The sequence below is a fragment of the Oryzihumus sp. genome (genome assembly GCF_036391795.1).
GTDB lineage: Bacteria > Actinomycetota > Actinomycetes > Actinomycetales > Dermatophilaceae > Oryzihumus.
In genome coordinates, this window is the sequence record NZ_DASVZH010000083.1 from 19,426 (window position 1) to 38,469 (window position 19,044).

A 19,044-nucleotide genomic window follows, 5' to 3' on the forward strand; every position below is an offset into this window, starting at 1 on the left:
GCCGGTGATCCTCCCATGCAGGCTCAGCCCGTCGGCGACCCGGTCAGGAGGTGGACCGGCAGGCACACCACGAGCCACGCGCCGGCGAGCATGGACGGCCCGAAGGCGATGTGGGAGTGGCGGGTCACCCGGCGCGCGAGCAGGAGCACCACGCCGGCGAGACCGCCGAACAGGAACGCGGCCAGGGTCGCCAGGACCACCGGGCCCCAGCCGAGCCAGCCGAGGAACAGCCCGAGGACCCCGGCGAGCTTGACGTCGCCGAAGCCGAGGCCGCCGGGCGAGATGAGCGCGAGGACGAGGTAGGCCAGCCACAGCGTCGCCCCGGCCATGGCGGCACGCACCAGCGCCCACCAGTCACCGGTCCCCCACGACGCCACGGCGAGCAGCACGAGCGCCACGGGGTAGGCGGGCAGGACCAGCGCGTCGGGCAGCCGGTGCACGTCGGCGTCGATCGCGGCCAGCAGCAGCCCGAGCACCCCGAGATACAGGTACGCCGGCAGCACGGTGAGGTGCCCGAGGGCACCGAGGCGCCACACCAGGCTCCCCCACACCAGGGCCAGCAGGATCGGCACCCACCATCGGTGGGGCGGCACGGGCAGGTGCTGCTCGTCCTCGCGACGGTAGCCGCCGACCGCGAGCCGGCGGGCGGCGACCTCTCCCACGGCGGCGCCGGCCACGGCCACGACGGCGACGAGCCACCCGGCGGCCGCGCCGGCGACGGTCATCGCCGGGCCAGCTCGGCGATCCCGGCGGCGCGCATGGCCTCCAGCGGCGGCTCCAGCCCGGTCATCAGCTCGACCTGTGCGCCCGCCTGGTGCAGCAGCATCTCGAAGCCCGACACGACCACCGACCCCCTGTCCGCGAACGCCCGCGCGAGCGGCGTGGGCCAGCCCGCGTAGACGACATCAAACAGGACCGGGCCTCCCGCCGCAGCGGTTCCGGGCCAGCTGCCCACGGGGACCGCGGAGGCAAGGTCGTCAGCGACCTGCTCCCCCGCCCCGCCGGGCAGGGTGCTCGCCACCAGCGGCGTGCCCACGGCCAGGCGGGCAAGGTCGGACAACGGGCGGACCTGCGCCTCCACCCCGGCCCGCTCCGCGTGTGCCAGCGTCTCGGGCCGGGCCCGGTCCCGGACGGCGAACGTCACGCGGCGGGCGCCCAACCGTGCCAGCGCGGCCAGCACCGAGCGGGCGGTGGCCCCGGAGCCCAGGACCACGGCCTCCTCGAGCGCGGTGAGCCCCGCACCGGCCAGGGCCTGCTCGACGCCGTGGACGTCGGTGTTGTGCGCCGCCCAGCCGTCACCGGGCAGGCGCACCAGCGTGTTGACCGCTCCGACCTCCCGGGCCAGCGGCGACACCTCGTCGGCGACCTGGAAGGCCACCTCCTTGAGCGGCATCGTCAGGGACAGCCCCGCCCACTCCGACCCGAGGCCGCTGACGAAGTCGGCCAGCGCGGACTCGCGCACCTCGTGGGCGCAGTAGCGCCAGGACTCCAGCCGCAGCGCCCGGTAGGCCGCGTTGTGCAGCGCGGGCGACAGCGAGTGCACCACCGGCGACCCGAGAACGGCCGCGAGGTGTCCGGACCGGCTCAGCACTTGCCCGGGTGCGCGCTGCACCACTGCTGGAAGAGCTTGACGTTGGCCGCGTGGCTGGCCGCGTCGGTCGCGAAGCGCGTCTCCCCCGTCTCGGGGTTGACCGCGACGAAGTAGAGCCACGGACCCGCCGCCGGGTGGGCGGCCGCCTGGATCGAGGCCGCGCCGGGGTTGCTGATCGGGCCGGCCGGCAGCCCCGCCACGCGGTAGGTGTTGTAGCCGTTGTTCGCAGCCCGCTCGGCGTTGGTGGTCGTGATCGCGCGGTGCTGCACGCCGTAGCTGACCGTGGAGTCCATCTGCAGCTTCATCTTCCTCGCCAGGCGGTTCTCGATGACCCGGGCGATCTTGGGACGGTCGGCGTCGCGCATCCCCTCGGCCTCGACGATGCTCGCGATGATGACCGTGCGCTCCATCGACGCCGGGCTGACCCCGAGCTGCTCCAGCTCGGCCACGGACTTGCTCACCATGATCCGCAGCTGCTCCGCGGCGGTGGCCTTGGGCGGGAACTCGTAGGTCGCCGGGAACAGGTAGCCCTCGAGGTTGCCCTGGGCGGCCGGGGGCAGGCCGAGCAGCTCCGGCTGTTTCGCCGCCGCCTCGTAGTCGGCGACCTTGACCCCGGTGGCCCTGCTCAGGATCGCGAAGACCTCGCTCTTCCACAGGCCCTCACGCAGCGTCACCCGGGGCACCGTGCGGTTCCTGGGGTCCAGCAGCATGGCCAGCGCGGCGGCCGCGCTCATGTGCAGCCGCAGCTGGTAGCTGCCGGGCTGGATCGAGGCAGCCTGCGGGTTGCCCTCGGCGAGGGCGGAGAAGGCCGAAGCGGTCTTGACCACGCCCGCCTGCTGCAGGGTGGCGCCGATGGCCCGGCCGGAGTCGCCGTCGTGGACCTCGATGGTGACCTTGCCGGTGCCCGACCCGGTCCAGTCGTCGCTCGCGGTCAGGCTCGCGACCAGCGGGCGCAGGTACTGCGTGGCGCCGAAGGCCGCACCGCCGACGAGGACCAGCGACAGGGTGAGGACGAGGAAGCGCCGGCCGCGGCGCCGGCGGGCACGCCGGCGCTGCTCGCGCTGCTGCCGTGCCATGGCCTGGCGGTGCTGGGCGCGGGTCGGACCGGTGGGTGGTGCGGTCCGTCGCACCGGCGGGCTGGGGGCCTGGCCCTCGGCGTCGCCGAAGATCGAGTCGACCAGGTGGTCTTCCTTCATCGCGTCTGACCCTTTGCCTTGGCCCTGGGCTTGCGGAGCGTGACCAGCTCCCCGGGCGGCCGACCGGACGTGCGCTCGGCGTCGAGCGCTGCCTGCAGGATGAGCACCGCCGCCGCCTGGTCGACCACGGCGCGCTGCTGGCGGCCGGCGACACCACTGTCGCGCAGACGGCGATGGGCGTCCACCGTGGTCAGCCGTTCGTCGACCAGGCGCACCGGGACCGGGCGCACCAGGGCCGCGAGCTCGCGGGCCCAGGCACGGGCCGCCTCGGCGGCCGGCCCCTCCTGCCCGGACAGCGACCGGGGCAGGCCGACGACGACCTCGAGGGCCGCGCGCGCCGTGACCTCGGCCGCGACCTCCTCGCGGTCGCGCCCACCCTCGACGTCACGCTCGAGCGTTCGCTCGGGGATGGCGAGCAGCCCCGAGGGGTCGCTCGCCGCCAGCCCGACACGCACGCTCCCGACGTCGACGCCGAGGCGGATGCCCTCGCGCACGCTTACCGGCTCGCGGTGACGCGCTCGCCGACGGTGTGCTCGACGCGGGCCAGCGCCTCCCCCACCTTCCCCGTGTCGGTGCCCCCGCCCTGGGCGACGTCGTCCTTGCCACCGCCACCACCACCCAGCGTGGTCGCGGCGACCTTGACCAGCTCGCCGGCCTTGACGCCCCACTGGCGGGCCGGCTCGTTGGTCGCGACGATGACGACGGGGCGGTCCTTGGCCACACCCGCGACGGCCACCACGGCCGGACGCTCGTTGCCGAGGCGGCTGCGCAGGTCGAGCGCGAGGGTGCGCAGGTCGTCGGCACCCACCCCGGCGCCGGCATCGTGGCCGACGAAGGAGACGCCGTAGACGTCCCGCGCGCCGGCGGCCAGCGAGGCCGCCGCGGCCAGCACCTGCTGCTGACGCATCGTGCCGATCTCGCGCTCGGCGTCCTTGAGCCGGGTGAGGATGCTGTTGATCCGCTCGGGCAGCTCCTCCGAGCGCACCTTCAGCGCCTCGGTCAGCTGGCCGACCACGGCGTGCTCGCGGGCGAGGAAATCGTAGGCGTCGGTGCCGACGAGCGCCTCGACGCGGCGCACACCGGAGCCGATGGAGGCCTCACCGAGCAGCTTGACCAGGCCGAGCTGGCCGGAGCGCTGGGCGTGGGTGCCGCCGCACAGCTCACGGGCCCAGTCGCCGACCGAGATGACCCGCACCCGGTCGCCGTACTTCTCCCCGAACAGGGCCATGGCACCGGACTCGACCGCCTGCTGCTGGGTCATGATCTCGGCGTGGACCGGCAGGTCCTCGGCGAGCAGCGCGTTGACCCGGGCCTCGACGTCGGTGAGCACCGAGGCCGGGACCGCGGACTGCGCGTTGAAGTCGAACCGGAAGCGCCCCGGGGCGTTCTCGGAGCCGGCCTGGGTGGCGGTGTCGCCCAGCGCCTCGCGGATCGCCTTGTGCACCATGTGCGTCGCGGTGTGCGCACGGGAGATGGCGCGGCGCCGGTCGATGTCGACGAGCGCGTGCGCGGCCTCGCCGGCGTTGACCTCACCGGAGACCACCGTGGCGCGGTGGACGATGAGCCCGCCGATCGGCTTCTGCACGTCGCGGACCTCGATGACCGCGCCGTTCGCGAGCTCGATCCGGCCGCCGTCGGCGAGCTGGCCACCGCCCTCGGCGTAGAACGGGGTGCGGTCGAGAACCAGCTCGATCTCCTGGCCGGCGCGCGCCGAGGGGACGGTGGCGCCGTCGAGCAGGACCCCGGCGACCTTCGCCTCGGAGACGATCTCGTCGTAGCCGGTGAACTCCACCTCGCGCCCGAGCACGTCGGCCACCTCGCGGTATGCCGTGGTGTCACCGTGCGTGCTCTTCTTCGCCCGGGCGTCGGCCTTGGCCCGGTCCCGCTGCTCTGCCATGAGCCGGCGGAACCCGGTCTCGTCGACCTCGAGGCCGTGCTCGGCCGCCATCTCCAGCGTCAGGTCGATCGGGAACCCGTAGGTGTCGTGGAGGGCGAAGGCCTGGTCACCGGACAGGTGGGTCGCGCCGGCCGACTTGGCCTTGCTGACCGCGGTGTCCAGGATCGTGGTCCCCGCGACGAGAGTGCGGCGGAAGGCCTCCTCCTCGGCGTACGCGACCTGGCTGATCCGGCCGAAGTCGCGCTCGAGCTCGGGGTAGGACTGCTTCATCCGCTCCATGCTGACCGGCAGCAGCTGCGGCAGGGACGGCTCGTCGACGCCGAGCAGGCGCATCGAGCGGACGGCGCGGCGCAGCATCCGGCGCAGGACGTAGCCGCGGCCCTCGTTGCCGGGGGTGACGCCGTCGCCGATGAGCATGAGGGCGCTGCGCACGTGGTCGGCCACCACGCGCAGGCGCACGTCGTCGGGGTGGGAGTGGGCGGCGTCGTGCTGGGACTGCGCGCCGTACTTCTTGCCGCTCATCTCGGCGGCACGGGCCAGGACCGGGTAGACCTCGTCGATCTCGTAGAGGTTGTCCACCCCCTGCAGCACCGAGGCGATGCGCTCCAGGCCCATGCCGGTGTCGATGCTCTTGGCCGGCAGCTCCCCGACAATCGGGAAGTCCTCCTTGCCGCCGCCCTCGCCGCGGACGTTCTGCATGAAGACGAGGTTCCAGATCTCCATGTAGCGGTCCTCGTCGACGGCCGGGCCACCCTCGCGGCCGTACTCCGGGCCGCGGTCGACGAAGATCTCGCTGCACGGACCGCACGGGCCGGGCACGCCCATGGACCAGTAGTTGTCCTTCATCCCGCGGCGCACGATGCGCTCGGCCGGGATGTCGGTCTGGTCCAGCCACAGCTGCGCGGCCTCGTCGTCGTCGTGGTAGACGGTCGCCCAGAGCCGGTCGGGGTGCAGGCCGTAGCCGCCGTCGGCCTGGCTGGTCGTCAAGAGCTCCCAGGCGAAGGCGATGGCGTCCTTCTTGAAGTAGTCGCCGAAGGAGAAGTTGCCGTTCATCTGGAAGAACGTGCCGTGGCGGCTGGTCTTGCCGACCTCGTCGATGTCGAGGGTGCGCACGCACTTCTGCACGCTGGTGGCGCGCCTCCAGGGCGCGCTCTCCTGGCCGAGGAAGTAGGGCTTGAACGGCACCATGCCGGCGTTGACGAACAGCAGGTTGGGGTCGTCGTAGAGCAGCGGGGCGCTGGGGACCACGGCATGGCCCGCCTTCTCGAAGAAGTCCAGCCAGCGGCGCCTGATCTCGGCGGTTTCCATGCTCAAGTCCTCACTGCGTTGTCACTCGTGTCAGGCGGCCGCGGCAGCACGCCGTGACCGTGTCAAGGGGCTGACGTCCCGACCAGTCGCCCATCCTCGCAGGGTATGCCGTGCGGGTGCGAGGGTGCGGCGGGTCCGGGAAAGGCGTCGGCGCTAGCGGGCGCGCGGGCCGGTCGGGTCATCGAGCAGGCGGCGGGCCGCCTCGGCGTCCATCGCCCGGCCGTCGGGCAGCGTGGCGGTGTCGATGCCGAGGGCGAAGCGCAGCTCCTCCTCGCGCTCGGCCATGCCGTCGCGCACGGCCTCGGCCATCTCCTTGAGGCCCTCGCCGATCCCCGCGAGGCCGCTGGCGACCCCGGCCGGGGTGTAGGCCTCGGCGACCTTGGTGACCTTGCGGACGGCCAGGACCCCGACGGTCGCGCCGAGGGCGACCCAGAACAGTCGTCGCACCCCGATCACCCCTTCCGGCGGCGCCGGCCGGCCGCCTTGCCCTGGGCGTTGCCCTTCATCGCCGAGCGCACGCCATAGCTGAACGCGGCGACCTTGACCACCGGCGAGCCGAGCGTGGCGGCGAACAGCGAGGTGAGCGCGTTGACGTTGGTGGACATCGTGGCGACGTTGGCCGTGATGGTGTCCACCCGCACGATCTGCTCGTTGGTCGAGGCGACCGTGTCGGTCACCTGCGACAGCAGCGGCACGGTCTGCTCGGAGACGCCACGGACGCCGAGTCTGGCCTCGTCGAGCACCTTGCCGGCCTTGCCGATGACCGAGCCGAGGCGGATCACCACGTAGGCGAACGCCAGGGCCGCGATCAGTCCGGCGATGTCGCCGAGGGACACGCTCACACTCTCACCTCACGCCTGGGAACGGTTGCGACGAGGCGCCGTCCACGGGCCGGCCGCACTGTCTGTCGGGAACCCTACCGCCCGGTCCCGGGCTCAGGCGCTCGCCTCCGCGACGAGGCTCTCCTTGACCTCCGGGAAGTGGCAGGCGATCGAGTGCCCGGTGCCCGCGTCGGCCTTGGCCTCCAGCGGCGGCTCCTGGCTGGCGCAGATGTCCTGGGCCTTCCAGCAGCGGGTGCGGAAGCGGCAGCCGCTCGGCGGGTTGATCGGGCTGGGCACGTCACCGGCGAGGCGGATCCGCTCCCGCGGCGGCACGCCGCGCACCGCGCCGAGGTCCGGCACGGCCGACAGCAGCGCCTGCGTGTAGGGGTGCTGCGGCGCGGTGTAGACCTGCTCGCGGTCACCGACCTCGACCATCTTGCCGAGGTACATCACCGCGACCCGGTCGCAGAAGTGGCGCACGACGCCGAGGTCGTGGGCGATGAAGACGAACGCGATGCCGAGGTCGCGGCGCAGCTCCTCCAGGAGGTTCATGACCTGGGCCTGGATCGAGACGTCCAGAGCCGAGACCGGCTCGTCGGCCACGATCACCTGCGGCTCGACGGCGAGGGCGCGGGCGATGCCGATGCGCTGGCGCTGGCCGCCGGAGAACTCGTTGGGGTAGCGGTTGTGGTGCTCGGGGTTGAGGCCCACCCGCTCGAGCAGCTCCTGGACCCGCTGGATCTCCTTGCCCTTGGCCAGCCCGTGGACCTGCAGCGGGGTGCTGACGATCGAGCCGACGGTCTGGCGCGGGTTCAGCGAGCTGTAGGGGTCCTGGAAGACCATCTGCAGCTCGCGGCGGAACGGGCGCATCTTCGGCTCCGGCAGGCCGGCGAGGTCGGTTCCCTCGAACAGGATCTGCCCGCTGGTCGGCTTGTACAGCCGCGTGATTGCCCGGCCGAGGGTCGACTTGCCACAGCCGGACTCCCCCACCAGGCCCAGCGTCTGGCCCTTGCCGAGGTCGAAGGAGACCCCGTCGACGGCCAGCACGAGCTGCCGTTTGGCGAACAGGCCATCGGTGTTCTTGATCGGGAAGTGCATCTTCAGGTCACGGACGCTCAGCAGGGGCGTGCCGGACGCGGGGGTGCTGCTCACGGGTACTCCTTCTCAGGCCAGGCCCGGCTCGACCTCGGCCGTGAAGATGGCCCGGGGGTCGGCGAGGTGGCAGCGGGATGCGTCGGTGCCCACCTGGTCGCGGCGGACCAGCTCGGGCAGCTCGGTGCGGCACAGGTCGCCGGCCACCCGGTCGACGTACGGGCAGCGGGGGTGGAAGGAGCAGCCGGAGGGCAGGTTGACCAGGCTCGGCGGGTTGCCCCGGATCGGGCGCAGCATCTCGTGCTCGGTCGACACCGAGGGGATCGACTCGAGCAGACCCCACGTGTAGGGGTGGGTCGGGCTGGCCAGCACCTCCTGGGCCGTGCCGTACTCGACGGCGCGGCCGGCATACATCACCAGCACGTCGTCGGCGACCTCCGCGACGACCCCGAGGTCGTGCGTGATGAGCATGATCGCCGAGCCGAACTCCTTCTGGAGGTCGTTGAGCAGGTCCAGGATCTGGGCCTGCACGGTGACGTCGAGGGCGGTCGTCGGCTCGTCGGCGATGAGCAGCTTGGGGTCGTTGACCAGCGCCATGGCGATCATCGCGCGCTGGCGCATGCCGCCGGAGAACTCATAGGGGTACTGGTCGATGCGGCGCTGGGGGTTGGGGATGCCGACCCGGTCCAGCATCTCCAGGGCCCGGGCGCGCGCCACCTTCTTGGACACCTTGTGGTGGGCGCGGTAGGCCTCGGCGATCTGCCAGCCGACCTTGAAGTACGGGTGCAGCGAGGACTGCGGGTCCTGGAAGATCATCGACGCCTGGTCGCCCCGGACCTTGCGCATGTCCTGGCTGGACATGCCGACGATCTCCTGGCCGCCGAGCCTGATCGAGCCGCTCATGCGGGTGCGTCTCATGTCGTGCAGGCCCATGACGGCCATGCTCGACACGGACTTGCCGGAGCCGGACTCGCCGACGATGGCCAGCGTGCGACCCATGGGCAGCTGGTAGCTCAGGCCCTGGACCGCCTGGACCGCACCGTCAGCCGTCGGGAAGTCGACCCGCAGGTCGTCCACGACGAGGAACGGGTCCTGGCCGGAGGGGTTGGTGACCCGGCGGGCGCGGGTGACCGTCTGCGGACGGCCGGAGGCGGTGGCCTCGGTGGCCGAGGTCTGGCTCATGACAACCTCACGCGGGGGTCGAGGAAGGAGTAGACGATGTCGACCAGGAGGTTCATGACCACCAGGACCACGGCCCCGACGATCACCGTGCCCATGATCATCGGCAGGTCGGAGTTGTTGAAGCTCTGGAGCACGAGGTTCCCGATGCCCGGGAGGTCGAAGATGCGCTCGGTGAAGATCGAGCTGACGATCAGGTAGGCGATGTCGAGGCCGTAGATCGTCACGACCGGAGTGATCGCGGCCCGCAGGCCGTGAAGGTAGGTCACCCGCCGCTCGCTGATGCCCTTGCTGCGGGCGGTGCGGACGTAGTCCTCGCTCAGCGACTCCACCATCGACCCGCGCGAGTACCGCGTGTAGGAGGTGGAGTTGTAGATGCCCAGGACCAGCCACGGGGCCAGGAAGCCCAGGAACCACTTCACCGGGCCGTACTGCGCGATCGGGAAGTAGCCGGGCCGCGGCAGGATCGGGAAGCTGATCACGAGGTAGAGGAAGACGAGCAGGGCCACCAGGTAGTACGGGATCGAGCTCATCACCAGGGTGGCCCCGACGAGGGCGCGGTCACCCGCGGTCCCGCGCCGACGGGCAGCCATCGAGCCCATGGTCACGCCGACGCCGAAGAAGATGACCGAGGCGCCGAGCACCACCGTGAGGGTGACCGGCAGGCGGCTGCCGATCTGCTGCAGCACCGGCTGGCCGGTCTTGAACGAGTAGCCCAGGCAGGGTGCCGCGCAGTGCGTCGTGGTGCCGCCGTCGGTGAAGTCACGGCCGAAGACGATGCCCCCGGCGTAGTCGGCGAACTGCTCCGTCACCGGCCGGTCGAGGTTGAGGCTCTTCTTGATGTCCTCGTAGCGCTGTTGGGAGCACCGCGTGTCGCCGCAGATGGCGGAGGCCGGGTCGCTCGGCGCGATGAAGAACAGCGCGAACGAGGCGATCAGGGTCGCGATGACGACCGAGATCGCGCTGATGATGCGCCGGGTGAGGAAGGTGAACACGTGGGGGCACTCCCGCAGTGGTGGGCCGCTCGGTGACCGGTGGCCGGGCGCGGGGCCCGGCCACCGGTCAGGGATGAGCTGGGGTCAGGTCAGCTCTTGACGAACATCTGGGTGAAGATCGGCAGACCCTGGGTCGGGTCACCGACGGCGCCACCCACCTTGTTGCCGACGACGATGGCCATCTTGTCGTAGTAGAACGGCAGCGCCGGCAGGTACGTCTCGAGGATGTACTTGTCGAGCTCACCCCACTTGGCGGCCTGCTGGTCCAGCGGCAGCGCGGAGACGTCGTCGATCTTCTTGTCCAGGGCGGGGTCCTGGAGCATGCCGATCGAGTTCTGGTCCTTCACCGACTGGGACTTGAACAGCACCGGGAACCACGAGGAGCCGCTCGGCCAGTCGGAGCACCAGCCGCGGGGCGACCACAGCATGTTGGCCGCACCGGAGTAGTTGCCGGTGTACTTGCGGATCTGGGCCTTCGGCACGCCGATCGGCTTGACCGTGAAGCCGGCCGCCTCGAGGAACTTGGTGCGGGCCTGGGTCAGCTGCGAGGAGGTCTGGCTGTCGTTGGAGTAGTACCAGGACAGCTGGAAGCCGAGCTTGCCGGCCGCCTGCAGCATCTGCTTGGCCTTGGCCGGGTCGCCCTGGCCGGTGCCGGTCAGACCCGGGACGGTGAACTTGGTGTAGCCCGGGACGGCCGGGGGCAGGATCGAGGACGCCGGCTCGGTGGTGAGGCTGGTGTTGCCGGCCACCTTGTTCATCTCGTCCCAGTTGTAGGCCACGGCGATCGCCTTGCGGACCTCGAGCGGGATCTTGCGGGTGTCCATCTGCTCGACGATGGTGCAGGGGCTGGCGCCCTGGATCAGCTGGGCCTTCTTGTCACCGGTCAGCTGCGGGACGACCGAGGCGTCGATGTTGTCGTACTCGACCGCCGCCGCGTCCGGACCCTGGCTGGCCAGGACCTGCTGCTGGCTCTTGATGGCGTCGCCGCCCCACTTGAAGTCCCACGCGTCGACGTACTGGTGACGCACCGGGTCGGTGTTGGGGTCCCAGTTGGGGTTCTTGACCAGCTTGAGCTCCGCGCCCGGGTTGTAGCTCTGCCACATGTACGGACCCGTGGTCATCGGGTGCTGCTCGTAGCTCTGCTTGGTGTCCTTCGCCTGCGGGATCGGCGTGAACATCGGGAACGTGCCGTAGTAGGGCAGGTCCGGGAACGGGGTCTTGAGGTGGATGACCAGCGTGCTGTCATCCGGGGTCTCGACACCCTTGTAGTCCTGGCCCGAGGCGTAGGGACCCTTGTAGGTGTCGGCGTCCTTGAAGTAGGACAGCTGGTAGGTCGGGCCCGCGTCGAAGACGTCGTGCGCGAAGGACCGCTTGATCGCGTAGGCGAAGTCCGCGGCCTTGACCGGCGTGCCGTCCTGGTACTTGATGCCCTTCTTGAGCTTGAAGGTCCAGGTCAGCTTGTCAGCGGAGACCTTGCCCAGGTCCTCGGCGAGGTCCGGCACCAGCACGGGCTTGCCGTCGCGGATGTCGAACTGGGTCAGCGTCCGGAACGCGAGCTTCGCGATCTGGTTGCCGTCGGTGTAGTAGATGTTGGTCGGGTCGAACGTCGAGGGCGTGGACTCGGCGTAGACCGTCATGGTCCCGCCCTTCTTCGCCCCCGCGATGTCCTTGGCCGGGCCCTTGGCGGACTCGTCGGTGGCCTTCTGCTGCGCACCGGCGATCGTGTTGGACGAGGAGCCCCCCACGTCCTTGGCATTGCTGGACGGCGTGCCGCACGCGGCCAGTCCGATCACAGCCACGGCAGAGATGAGCGCCGTACCCTTCAATCGAATCACTGCGATTCTCCTTGTCTTGCCTCGATGGGCCACGCTGCGTCAGCGGCGCGTCTTGGGGTCGAACGCGTCTCGCACGCTGTCACCGAGCCAGCTCAGGGCCAGGGTGAGGGCGGACACTCCGACGACAGGCAGCCACAGGTACAGCGGGTCTGCCTGGTAGTACGTGGTGGCCTTGGCGATCATCTGGCCCCACGAGGGGGTGGGCTCGATGAGCCCGACCCCGAGGAAGGTGAGCCCGGCCTCGGCCACGATGTAGGCCGGCAGCGCCAGGGACAGCGAGATCACGATCGGCGCGACGAGGTTCGGGAGCAGCTCCTTGAAGAGCACCCGGCGGGTGGGGACACCGATGACCTTCGCCGCCTGGACGAACTCGCGCTCGCGCAGCGAGATGACCTCACCGCGGATCAGCCGGGCGAGGCTCGCCCAGCCGAAGAAGACCAGGACGCCGATGAGGACGAAGAAGCGGATGTCGGCGTTGTCCTGCGGGGTCAGGGCGTTCACGCCGCCGGCCATCTGCACCACGATCGGCACGGCCGCGATGGCGACGAGCAGGTAGGGCAGGCTCAGCACGAAGTCGACGACCCAGCTGATGACCCGGTCCACCGTGCCGCGCAGGAAGCCGGCGGTCAGGCCGAGGACGACGCCCACGACCGAGGAGGACACCGCGGCCACGAAGGCGATGATCAGGCTGGGCCGGGCACCGTAGGTCCACTGGGCGAAGAGGTCACGGCCCGTCTTGGGCTCGACGCCGAACCAGTGGGACGCGTTGGGGCCGATGGTCGGGAAGCCGAACTCGTCCACCAGCTCGGTGTGGAAGTCGCTGTAGTTCTGGCCCTCGAGGGCGCACAGCAGCGGCGCGAGGACCGCCACGAGGACGAAGAACAGCACCACGCACCCGCAGATGATCGCCATGCGGTCCTTGCGCAGGCGGTCGAACGCGATCCGCGACGGGGACTTGCCGTGCTCCTTCGCGGAGGCCACCGGGACCACGTCGAGCAGGGCCTCGCTCGAGACCTGGTCCTGCGGGTCGACACCCAGCGACATGCGCACTCCGTCCATGTGAAAACAGCCACGACGACGTCGTGCGGCGAGCACATGGCGTAGGGGTCCCCCCGACAAGATGTGACGGCGCTCTCACGAGTCGGCGTAAACATGCCACACGGCCAACCCCGCATCCAGAACAGTCGATGCGTTGGATGACAAATCGTTACCGAGCGTGTTGCTCCGTGCTCAGCGGCCGCGAATGTGCTTGCGCAGCTGGGCCCATCGCGCCGACAGCGTCTGCTCCCAGCCGCGTTCGGTCGGGTGGTAGTAGTCGGCCTGCCCGGCGAGGTCGCCCGGGAGGTACTGCTGCTGCACCACCCCGGTCGGGTCGTCGTGGGGGTAGGAGTAGCCCTCGCCGTGGCCGAGGCGTGCCGCGCCGGCGTAGCCGCTCCCCCTCAGGTGCACCGGCACGGGTCCGCCGCGGCCGGCCCGGATGTCGGCGATCGCCGCGTTGATGCCGGCGTAGGCGGCGTTGGACTTGGGCGCCAGGGCGTTGTGGACGACGGCCTGCGCCAGGATGATCCGCGCCTCGGGCATGCCGATCTGGGCCACCGCATGCATGGCGGCGACCGCGGTCTGCAACGCGGTGGGGTCGGCCATGCCGACGTCCTCACTGGCTGCGATGACGATGCGCCGGGCGATGAAGCGCGGGTCCTCCCCCGCCTCCAGCATCCGCGCGAGGTAGTGCAGTGCGGCGTCGACGTCACTGCCCCGCATCGACTTGATCAACGCACTGGCCACGTCGTAGTGCTGGTCCCCGGTGCGGTCGTAGCGCACCGCGGCGTGCGCGACCGCCTGCTCCACCTGCGCCAGCGTCACCTCCACCGGCTCGTCGGTGTGCCGCCCGGCCGGCTGGGCGTCGAGGGCCACCCCGGCAGCGGCCTCCAGCGAGGTCAGCGCCCGCCGGGCGTCTCCCCCGGCGATGCGCACGAGGTGGGCGCGGGCGTCGGTCGCCAGGGTGAACGCCCCGCCCAGCCCACGCTCGTGCTCCAGGGCGCGCGTGAGCACCTGGTCGAGCTCGTCGTCCGCGAGCGGGCCGAGGGTGATGAGCATCGAGCGGGACAGCAGCGGGGCGATGACACTGAACGAGGGGTTCTCCGTCGTCGCGGCCACCAGGATCACGAGGCGGTTCTCCACGCCGGGCAGCAGGGCGTCCTGCTGGGCCTTGGTGAAGCGGTGGATCTCGTCGAGGAACAGCACCGTCTGGCGGTCGTAGAGGTCCCGCTCGCGCGCCGCGGCGTCCATGACGGCGCGGACGTCCTTGACCCCGGCCGTCACCGCGGACAGCTCGACGAACTTGCGGCCCGCGTTGGTGGCGACCAGGTGCGCGAGGGTGGTCTTGCCGGTCCCCGGCGGCCCCCAGAGGATCGCCGACAGCGGACCCGCGGGCCCGGCATACCCCTCGATGAGGCGGCGCAAGGGGCTGCCCGGGCGCAGCACGGAGCCCTGTCCGCGGACCTCCTCCAGCGACTGGGGCCGCATCCGGACGGCCAGCGGCGGCATCACCGAGGGGGACGCGTCGACACCGGCGGCACCGTCGCGGTGCGCCGTGGCGAAGAGGTCGTCGTCGGCCGTGCTCACGGCTGGCAGGCTATCCCGCGTGACCCCCACGCCCTCCCCCGCGTCCGCCCCGGCGCCGCCGGCCCACCCGACCCGCCTGGCCCGGATGGGCACCGTCGTGGGGCGCCACCCCTGGCGCGTCCTCGGCCTGTGGCTGGTCGTCGTGGTCCTGTGCTTCGCGGCGGCCGCCGGCGCCCTCGGCGGCGACTCCCTGTTCCAGCGGCTCACCTCCGGCGAGCCGACCGTGCCCGGCGAGGCACGCACCGGCCGGGACCTCATCTCCGAGGCTGCGACGAAGGGGCCGGCGACGATGCTGCAGGTCACGGGGGTGGACCTGACCGCCCCGGCCGTCGCCACCACCGTGCGGCGGCACTCCGAGGCGCTGCGCCACATCAGCGGGGTCCAGCAGGTGGCCAACCCCTTCCTCGTCCCCGGCGGGCCGACGTCGGCACCGGCCAGACCCCTTGTCGCACAAGGCGACCCGTCACGCGGCGGCTTCCTCACCGTCGTCGACACGAAGCCTGGCCTGGCCAAGGCGGCCCAGCGCAGCACCGAGTCAGCGGTCACCGCCGAGCTGCAGGCCATGGTCCGCGACCTGCCGGGCGCGCGCGGTCACGTCGGCGGCACCTCGCAGCTGGTCAGCCAGATCACCACCCAGGTCGAGACCGACCTGCGCACCGGTGAAGGCATCGCGCTGCCGGTGAGCCTGCTGGTCATGGTGGTCGTCTTCGGCGGCTTCATCGCCGCGGGCATGCCCGTCGTCGGGGCCATCGCCTCGATCGGTGGTGCGCTGGCCAGCCTGCTCGGCTTCTCCTACCTCATCGACCTCGACGCGTCGGTCGTCAACGTCGTCACCGTCCTGGGGCTTGGCCTGTGCATCGACTACGGCCTGCTGGTCGTCAGCCGGTTCCGGGAGGAGCTGCGCGCGATCGCCGCCGGCGGGCCCGCAGCCGACATCACCCGGGAGGAGGTCGTGCTCGCCACCTCGCGCACCCTCGCGAGCGCCGGGCGCACGGTGATGTTCTCCGGGCTGACCGTGGCCATCTCGCTGAGCAGCCTGCTGGTGTTCTCCGCCCAGCTGATGAAGGCGATCGGCGCCGCCGGCGTCTCCGTGGTCGTGGTGGCGCTGCTGGTCGCCCTGACCCTGGTGCCGGCCCTGTGCGCCCTGGCCGGTCGCCGGCTGCTGCGCCGCGGCACCGAGCAGGCGTCGGACACCGGCGTCTTCAGCGCCCTGGCCACCTGGGTGCAACGCCGTCCGGTGGGCGTCATCGTCGTCGTGGTCGCGGCGATGCTCGTCGCAGCCGCCCCGGCCTTCAGCCTGCAGCTGACCTCCTCAGGCACGCGCCTGCTGCCCGCCGGCACCGACCAGCGCGTGTTCTTCGAGACCCTGGCACGGGACTACCCGACGACCAGTGCTCCCGACGTCACCGTCGTGGCCCGGGCGCCGCTGGCGGAGGTCACCCGCTGGGCCGGGGACACGGCCGCCCACGTGCCGGGCGTGCGCTCGGTCGACGCGCCGAAGCAGGCCACGCCGGAGCTGGTCTCCGTCGGGCTGCGCACCACCGACGGCCCGCTCGGCGACACCACCCGCCAGGTCGTCACGTCGCTGCGCGCCGACCGCCCCGCGTTCCCCACGTGGGTCACCGGGCAGGCCGCCCAGCTCGCCGACTTCAGCGCGTCGATGCGCGCGCGGGCGCCGCTGGCCGTGGCGCTCGTCGTGGTCGCGACGTTCGTGCTGCTCTTCCTCATGACCGGTTCGGTGGTGGTGCCGGTCAAGGCGCTGCTGCTCAACGTGCTCTCGCTGGGTGCCAGCCTGGGCATCACGGTGTGGATCTTCCAGGAGGGCCACCTCGAGGGCCTCATCGGGTTCCAGTCGGTGGGCGGCATCGAGTCCACGATCCCGTTGCTGGTGCTGGCGTTCGGTTTCGGCCTGTCGATGGACTACGAGGTGTTCCTGCTGTCCCGCATCACCGAGCTCGTCCGGCGCGGCTACGACAGCGACGAGGCGGTCGTGCTCGGCCTGCAGCGCTCCGGGCGGATCATCACCTCCGCCGCGGTGCTGATCATCATCGTCTTCTGCGGCTTCGCCGCCGGCAAGCTCCTGGTCATCAAGGAGACCGGGGTGGCCCTCGCGGTGGCCGTGGCGATCGACGCCACCCTGGTCCGGATGCTGCTGGTCCCCGCCACGATGACCGTTCTCGGCCGCCGCAACTGGTGGGCGCCGGAGCCGTTGCGGCGCTGGCACGCCCGGCACGGCATCTCCGAGGAGGTCGAGGGTGCCCGCTGAGACCGTGCAGCGGCTCAGCTCCTGGGCGGCGCTGCACGAGGCCTCCGGGCAGGACCCGTTCGTCCGGTATGACGTGGGGGCGGCGTTCGCGGGCGGCTGGGCGGTGGAGGGGGCGGTCGCCGTCCTGCGGCGCACCCCCTCGGGCCGGACCGTGCTGGCGCTGCTGGGCAGCCCGGCCGGCGTCGAGGCGCTGGTCGCAAGCGCGGCCGCCGACCCGTCTCTCGTGGCCGACCACGGCGTGAGGGCCATCTCCCTCCCCCAGCCGCTGGAACCGTTGCTGGAGAAGCACTTCCGCGTGGGGCCAGGCGCCCGGTGGGAGTGGCTGTGGACGCAGGCGGCCCCGGAACCCCACCCGGGCGAGACCACACTGGTCGGGCTGGACAACACCGCGGACGCCGGTGAGCTCCTGGCGTTCCTGGCGGATGCCAGCCCGACGGCGAGCGCCCGCCCCGGCGACGACGGCAACGAGTGGTGGGTCGGCGCCCGCGACGCCACCGGCGCGCTGGTCGCCTGCGGCGCCATGCAGCGCACCGGGGGTGGGAGCCCGCACCTGGCGAGCATCGCGGTGCGTCCGGACCGGCGCGGCCAGGGTCTGGGCGCGGCCGTCACCGCGGCACTGACCCGCCGCGCGGTCGCCCTCGACGGGGTCTCGACGCTCGGCATGTACTCCGACAACGCGGTGGCCCGCTCGCTCTACCTGCGCCTGGGCTACCGGATCGGGCACGCCTGGGCGACCCGCGTCATCCAGCCCCTGCGCTGAGCGACCGTCCGCAGCTCAGGACCTGTGCGGACCGGCGCGCGGATCGTGCAACGACCCCCTTCCCTGCCCACCGGGGTGCGATAGTGCGGGCGGCGGGTCCGCCGCCGGGGCATGTGGGGACATGGTGGGGGTCGGTCCATGCAGGGGTTCGGCAACGCGGCGTCGGAGGACGCATCGCGGTCGCTGTGGCGCAACCACGACTTCACGGTGCTGTGGGCTGGTCAGACGGTCTCCACGTTGGGCAGCGCCATGAGCTCGTTCGTCTTCCCCATCGTGGGGTACGCCGTGACCGGATCGACCACCCGAGCCGCGCTGGCTCTGACGTCGTACACGGTGGGCGCGATCATCTTCCGGCTGCAAGCGGGCGCCCTGGTCGACCGCTGGAACCGCAGGCTGGTCATGGTGGCCTGCAACGGTGGAGGTGCAGCCGTCTTCGCCAGCCTCGCCGTAGCCCTGCTGCTCGGCCACCTCACCCTCGGGCACCTGCTCGTCGCCGCCTTCCTCTCCGGACTGGCGGGCAGCTTCTTCGGACCGGCCGAGGCGGCGGCGATCCGGACGGTCGTGCCCGCCCGACAGCTGCCCACCGCGTTCAGCCAGAACCAGGCCCGCGGGCATGTCGCGAGCCTGGTCGGCCCACCCCTGGCCGGCCTGCTGTACTCCCTGAGCCGGGCGGTGCCCTTCCTGGTCGATGCCGTGAGCTATGCGATCTCGGCTGTCGCGATCTGCTGCCTCCGAACCCCGCTGAACGCCCCACCACGGTCGATGGACACACCCAGGACGACGTTGCGACACGACATCGCCGAAGGTCTGCGGTTCCTCATGTCACGCGGCTTCTTCCGCGCCACGATCGCCTGGGGAGCGATGGCGAACTTCGGCGTGTCGGCACTGTTCCTCGTCCTGACCTTGAAGCTGCTGGGCTCGGGGGTGCACCCGGCCACCATCGGCCTGGTGGACGCCATCGGTGCGACCTCGGGCCTGCTGGGGTCCCTCGCCGCCCCCCGGCTCATCAGGACCGTTCCCACGGGCCGGCTCGCCATCGGCACAGCGCTGCTCGTCGGGCTCGGATGCCTGCCCATGGCCTTCACCAACAACGTGGTCGTCGTCGGCTTCCTGCTCGCCGTGGCACTGTTCTGCAACCCGGCGGGCAATGCCGCCATCGGTTCCTACCTCGTGGCCGTGACCCCAGATGCCCTTCAGGGACGTGTCAGTGCCGCCTTGACGTTCTGCGTGTCGGTGGTCAACCCCCTGGGCCCCGTCGTGGGCGGCGTGCTGCTCGCCACCCTCGGCGGTCAGTCCGCGATCCTGGTGACCAGCGTCCTGATCGCCCTCAGCGCGGCAGTGCTCCTGGCCAGCAAGGAGACCCGGGAGCTCCCCACACCCGACTCCTGGCCCGTGCCGGAGCCCGTCGCGAATGCCGGCGCCTCCGCGACGACGCCCTCCCCCGTCATCTGAACGAGCCCCCGCACCCGGAACCGGGTG

General features: G+C 71.7%; 16 protein-coding genes. 3 read left to right on the top strand and 13 right to left on the bottom strand.

Annotated elements, in window-relative coordinates; translation table 11 throughout:
• Positions 1-23: 23 nt before the first annotated feature.
• From VF825_RS04745 to VF825_RS04805, 13 genes are all read right to left on the bottom strand, one after another.
• Entirely contained in the window at positions 24-725 is a 702-nt protein-coding gene (locus VF825_RS04745) for an A24 family peptidase (protein ID WP_331110676.1), read from the bottom strand.
• On the bottom strand, positions 722-1,615 hold the full coding sequence (locus VF825_RS04750) for a shikimate dehydrogenase (RefSeq protein WP_331110678.1): 894 nt from the start codon (positions 1,613-1,615) through the stop codon (positions 722-724). The genes VF825_RS04745 and VF825_RS04750 overlap by 4 nt, the downstream gene beginning before the upstream one ends.
• A complete protein-coding gene (mltG, locus tag VF825_RS04755) occupies positions 1,585-2,787 on the bottom strand; it encodes an endolytic transglycosylase MltG (protein ID WP_331110680.1) in 1,203 nt (400 codons plus the stop codon). The genes VF825_RS04750 and mltG overlap by 31 nt, the downstream gene beginning before the upstream one ends.
• Positions 2,784-3,281 carry a Holliday junction resolvase RuvX gene (ruvX, locus tag VF825_RS04760; protein ID WP_331110682.1) on the bottom strand — a complete coding sequence of 166 codons (498 nt, stop codon included), beginning with the start codon at positions 3,279-3,281 and terminating at the stop codon, positions 2,784-2,786. The genes mltG and ruvX overlap by 4 nt, the downstream gene beginning before the upstream one ends.
• 2 nt (positions 3,282-3,283) lie before the next feature.
• A complete protein-coding gene (gene alaS, locus VF825_RS04765; protein WP_331110684.1) occupies positions 3,284-5,992 on the bottom strand; it encodes an alanine--tRNA ligase in 2,709 nt (902 codons plus the stop codon).
• A 153-nt stretch (positions 5,993-6,145) separates the two neighbouring features.
• Entirely contained in the window at positions 6,146-6,439 is a 294-nt protein-coding gene (locus VF825_RS04770; protein WP_185746117.1) for a DUF6167 family protein, read from the bottom strand.
• 5 nt (positions 6,440-6,444) lie between these two features.
• Complete coding sequence (locus VF825_RS04775) at positions 6,445-6,828, bottom strand: DUF948 domain-containing protein (protein ID WP_331110724.1); 384 nt, start codon at positions 6,826-6,828, stop codon at positions 6,445-6,447.
• A gap of 99 nt (positions 6,829-6,927) precedes the next feature.
• Positions 6,928-7,965 carry a dipeptide ABC transporter ATP-binding protein gene (locus VF825_RS04780; RefSeq protein ID WP_331110688.1) on the bottom strand — a complete coding sequence of 346 codons (1,038 nt, stop codon included), beginning with the start codon at positions 7,963-7,965 and terminating at the stop codon, positions 6,928-6,930.
• 12 nt (positions 7,966-7,977) lie between these two features.
• On the bottom strand, positions 7,978-9,087 hold the full coding sequence (locus tag VF825_RS04785) for an ABC transporter ATP-binding protein (protein ID WP_331110690.1): 1,110 nt from the start codon (positions 9,085-9,087) through the stop codon (positions 7,978-7,980).
• Positions 9,084-10,079 (bottom strand): ABC transporter permease, encoded by a 996-nt coding sequence (locus VF825_RS04790; protein WP_331110692.1) that lies wholly within the window; start codon positions 10,077-10,079, stop codon positions 9,084-9,086. Before VF825_RS04790 ends, VF825_RS04785 begins: the two co-directional genes overlap by 4 nt.
• Positions 10,080-10,168: 89 nt before the next feature.
• Positions 10,169-11,878 (bottom strand): ABC transporter substrate-binding protein, encoded by a 1,710-nt coding sequence (locus VF825_RS04795; protein WP_331110694.1) that lies wholly within the window; start codon positions 11,876-11,878, stop codon positions 10,169-10,171.
• Between the two features lie 75 nt (positions 11,879-11,953).
• The gene (locus VF825_RS04800) at positions 11,954-12,958 is read right to left on the bottom strand and encodes an ABC transporter permease (protein WP_331110696.1); all 1,005 of its coding nucleotides are present in this window, start codon (positions 12,956-12,958) and stop codon (positions 11,954-11,956) included.
• Positions 12,959-13,144: 186 nt separating this feature from the next.
• Positions 13,145-14,461 (bottom strand): replication-associated recombination protein A, encoded by a 1,317-nt coding sequence (locus VF825_RS04805; RefSeq protein ID WP_331110726.1) that lies wholly within the window; start codon positions 14,459-14,461, stop codon positions 13,145-13,147.
• Positions 14,462-14,558: 97 nt separating this feature from the next.
• On the opposite strand from VF825_RS04805, the gene VF825_RS04810 reads away from it, so the two are divergent.
• From VF825_RS04810 to VF825_RS04820, 3 genes are all read left to right on the top strand, one after another.
• Positions 14,559-16,805 carry an MMPL family transporter gene (locus tag VF825_RS04810; RefSeq protein WP_331110698.1) on the top strand — a complete coding sequence of 749 codons (2,247 nt, stop codon included), beginning with the start codon at positions 14,559-14,561 and terminating at the stop codon, positions 16,803-16,805.
• Entirely contained in the window at positions 16,795-17,565 is a 771-nt protein-coding gene (locus tag VF825_RS04815; RefSeq protein ID WP_331110700.1) for a GNAT family N-acetyltransferase, read from the top strand. Before VF825_RS04810 ends, VF825_RS04815 begins: the two co-directional genes overlap by 11 nt.
• 138 nt (positions 17,566-17,703) lie before the next feature.
• Positions 17,704-19,017, top strand: coding sequence for an MFS transporter (locus VF825_RS04820; protein ID WP_331110702.1), 1,314 nt, complete (start codon positions 17,704-17,706; stop codon positions 19,015-19,017).
• The last annotated feature ends 27 nt before the right edge of the window (positions 19,018-19,044 follow it).

Coding starts and splice junctions, on each gene's coding strand:
- VF825_RS04820 (WP_331110702.1), top strand. CDS start 17,704: ATGCAGGGGTTCGGCAACGCGGCGTCGGAGGACGCATCGCGGTCGCTG.
- VF825_RS04805 (WP_331110726.1), bottom strand. CDS start 14,461: ATGCCGCCGCTGGCCGTCCGGATGCGGCCCCAGTCGCTGGAGGAGGTC.
- VF825_RS04785 (WP_331110690.1), bottom strand. CDS start 9,087: ATGAGCCAGACCTCGGCCACCGAGGCCACCGCCTCCGGCCGTCCGCAG.
- mltG (WP_331110680.1), bottom strand. CDS start 2,787: ATGAAGGAAGACCACCTGGTCGACTCGATCTTCGGCGACGCCGAGGGC.
- VF825_RS04800 (WP_331110696.1), bottom strand. CDS start 12,958: ATGTCGCTGGGTGTCGACCCGCAGGACCAGGTCTCGAGCGAGGCCCTG.
- alaS (WP_331110684.1), bottom strand. CDS start 5,992: ATGGAAACCGCCGAGATCAGGCGCCGCTGGCTGGACTTCTTCGAGAAG.
- VF825_RS04745 (WP_331110676.1), bottom strand. CDS start 725: ATGACCGTCGCCGGCGCGGCCGCCGGGTGGCTCGTCGCCGTCGTGGCC.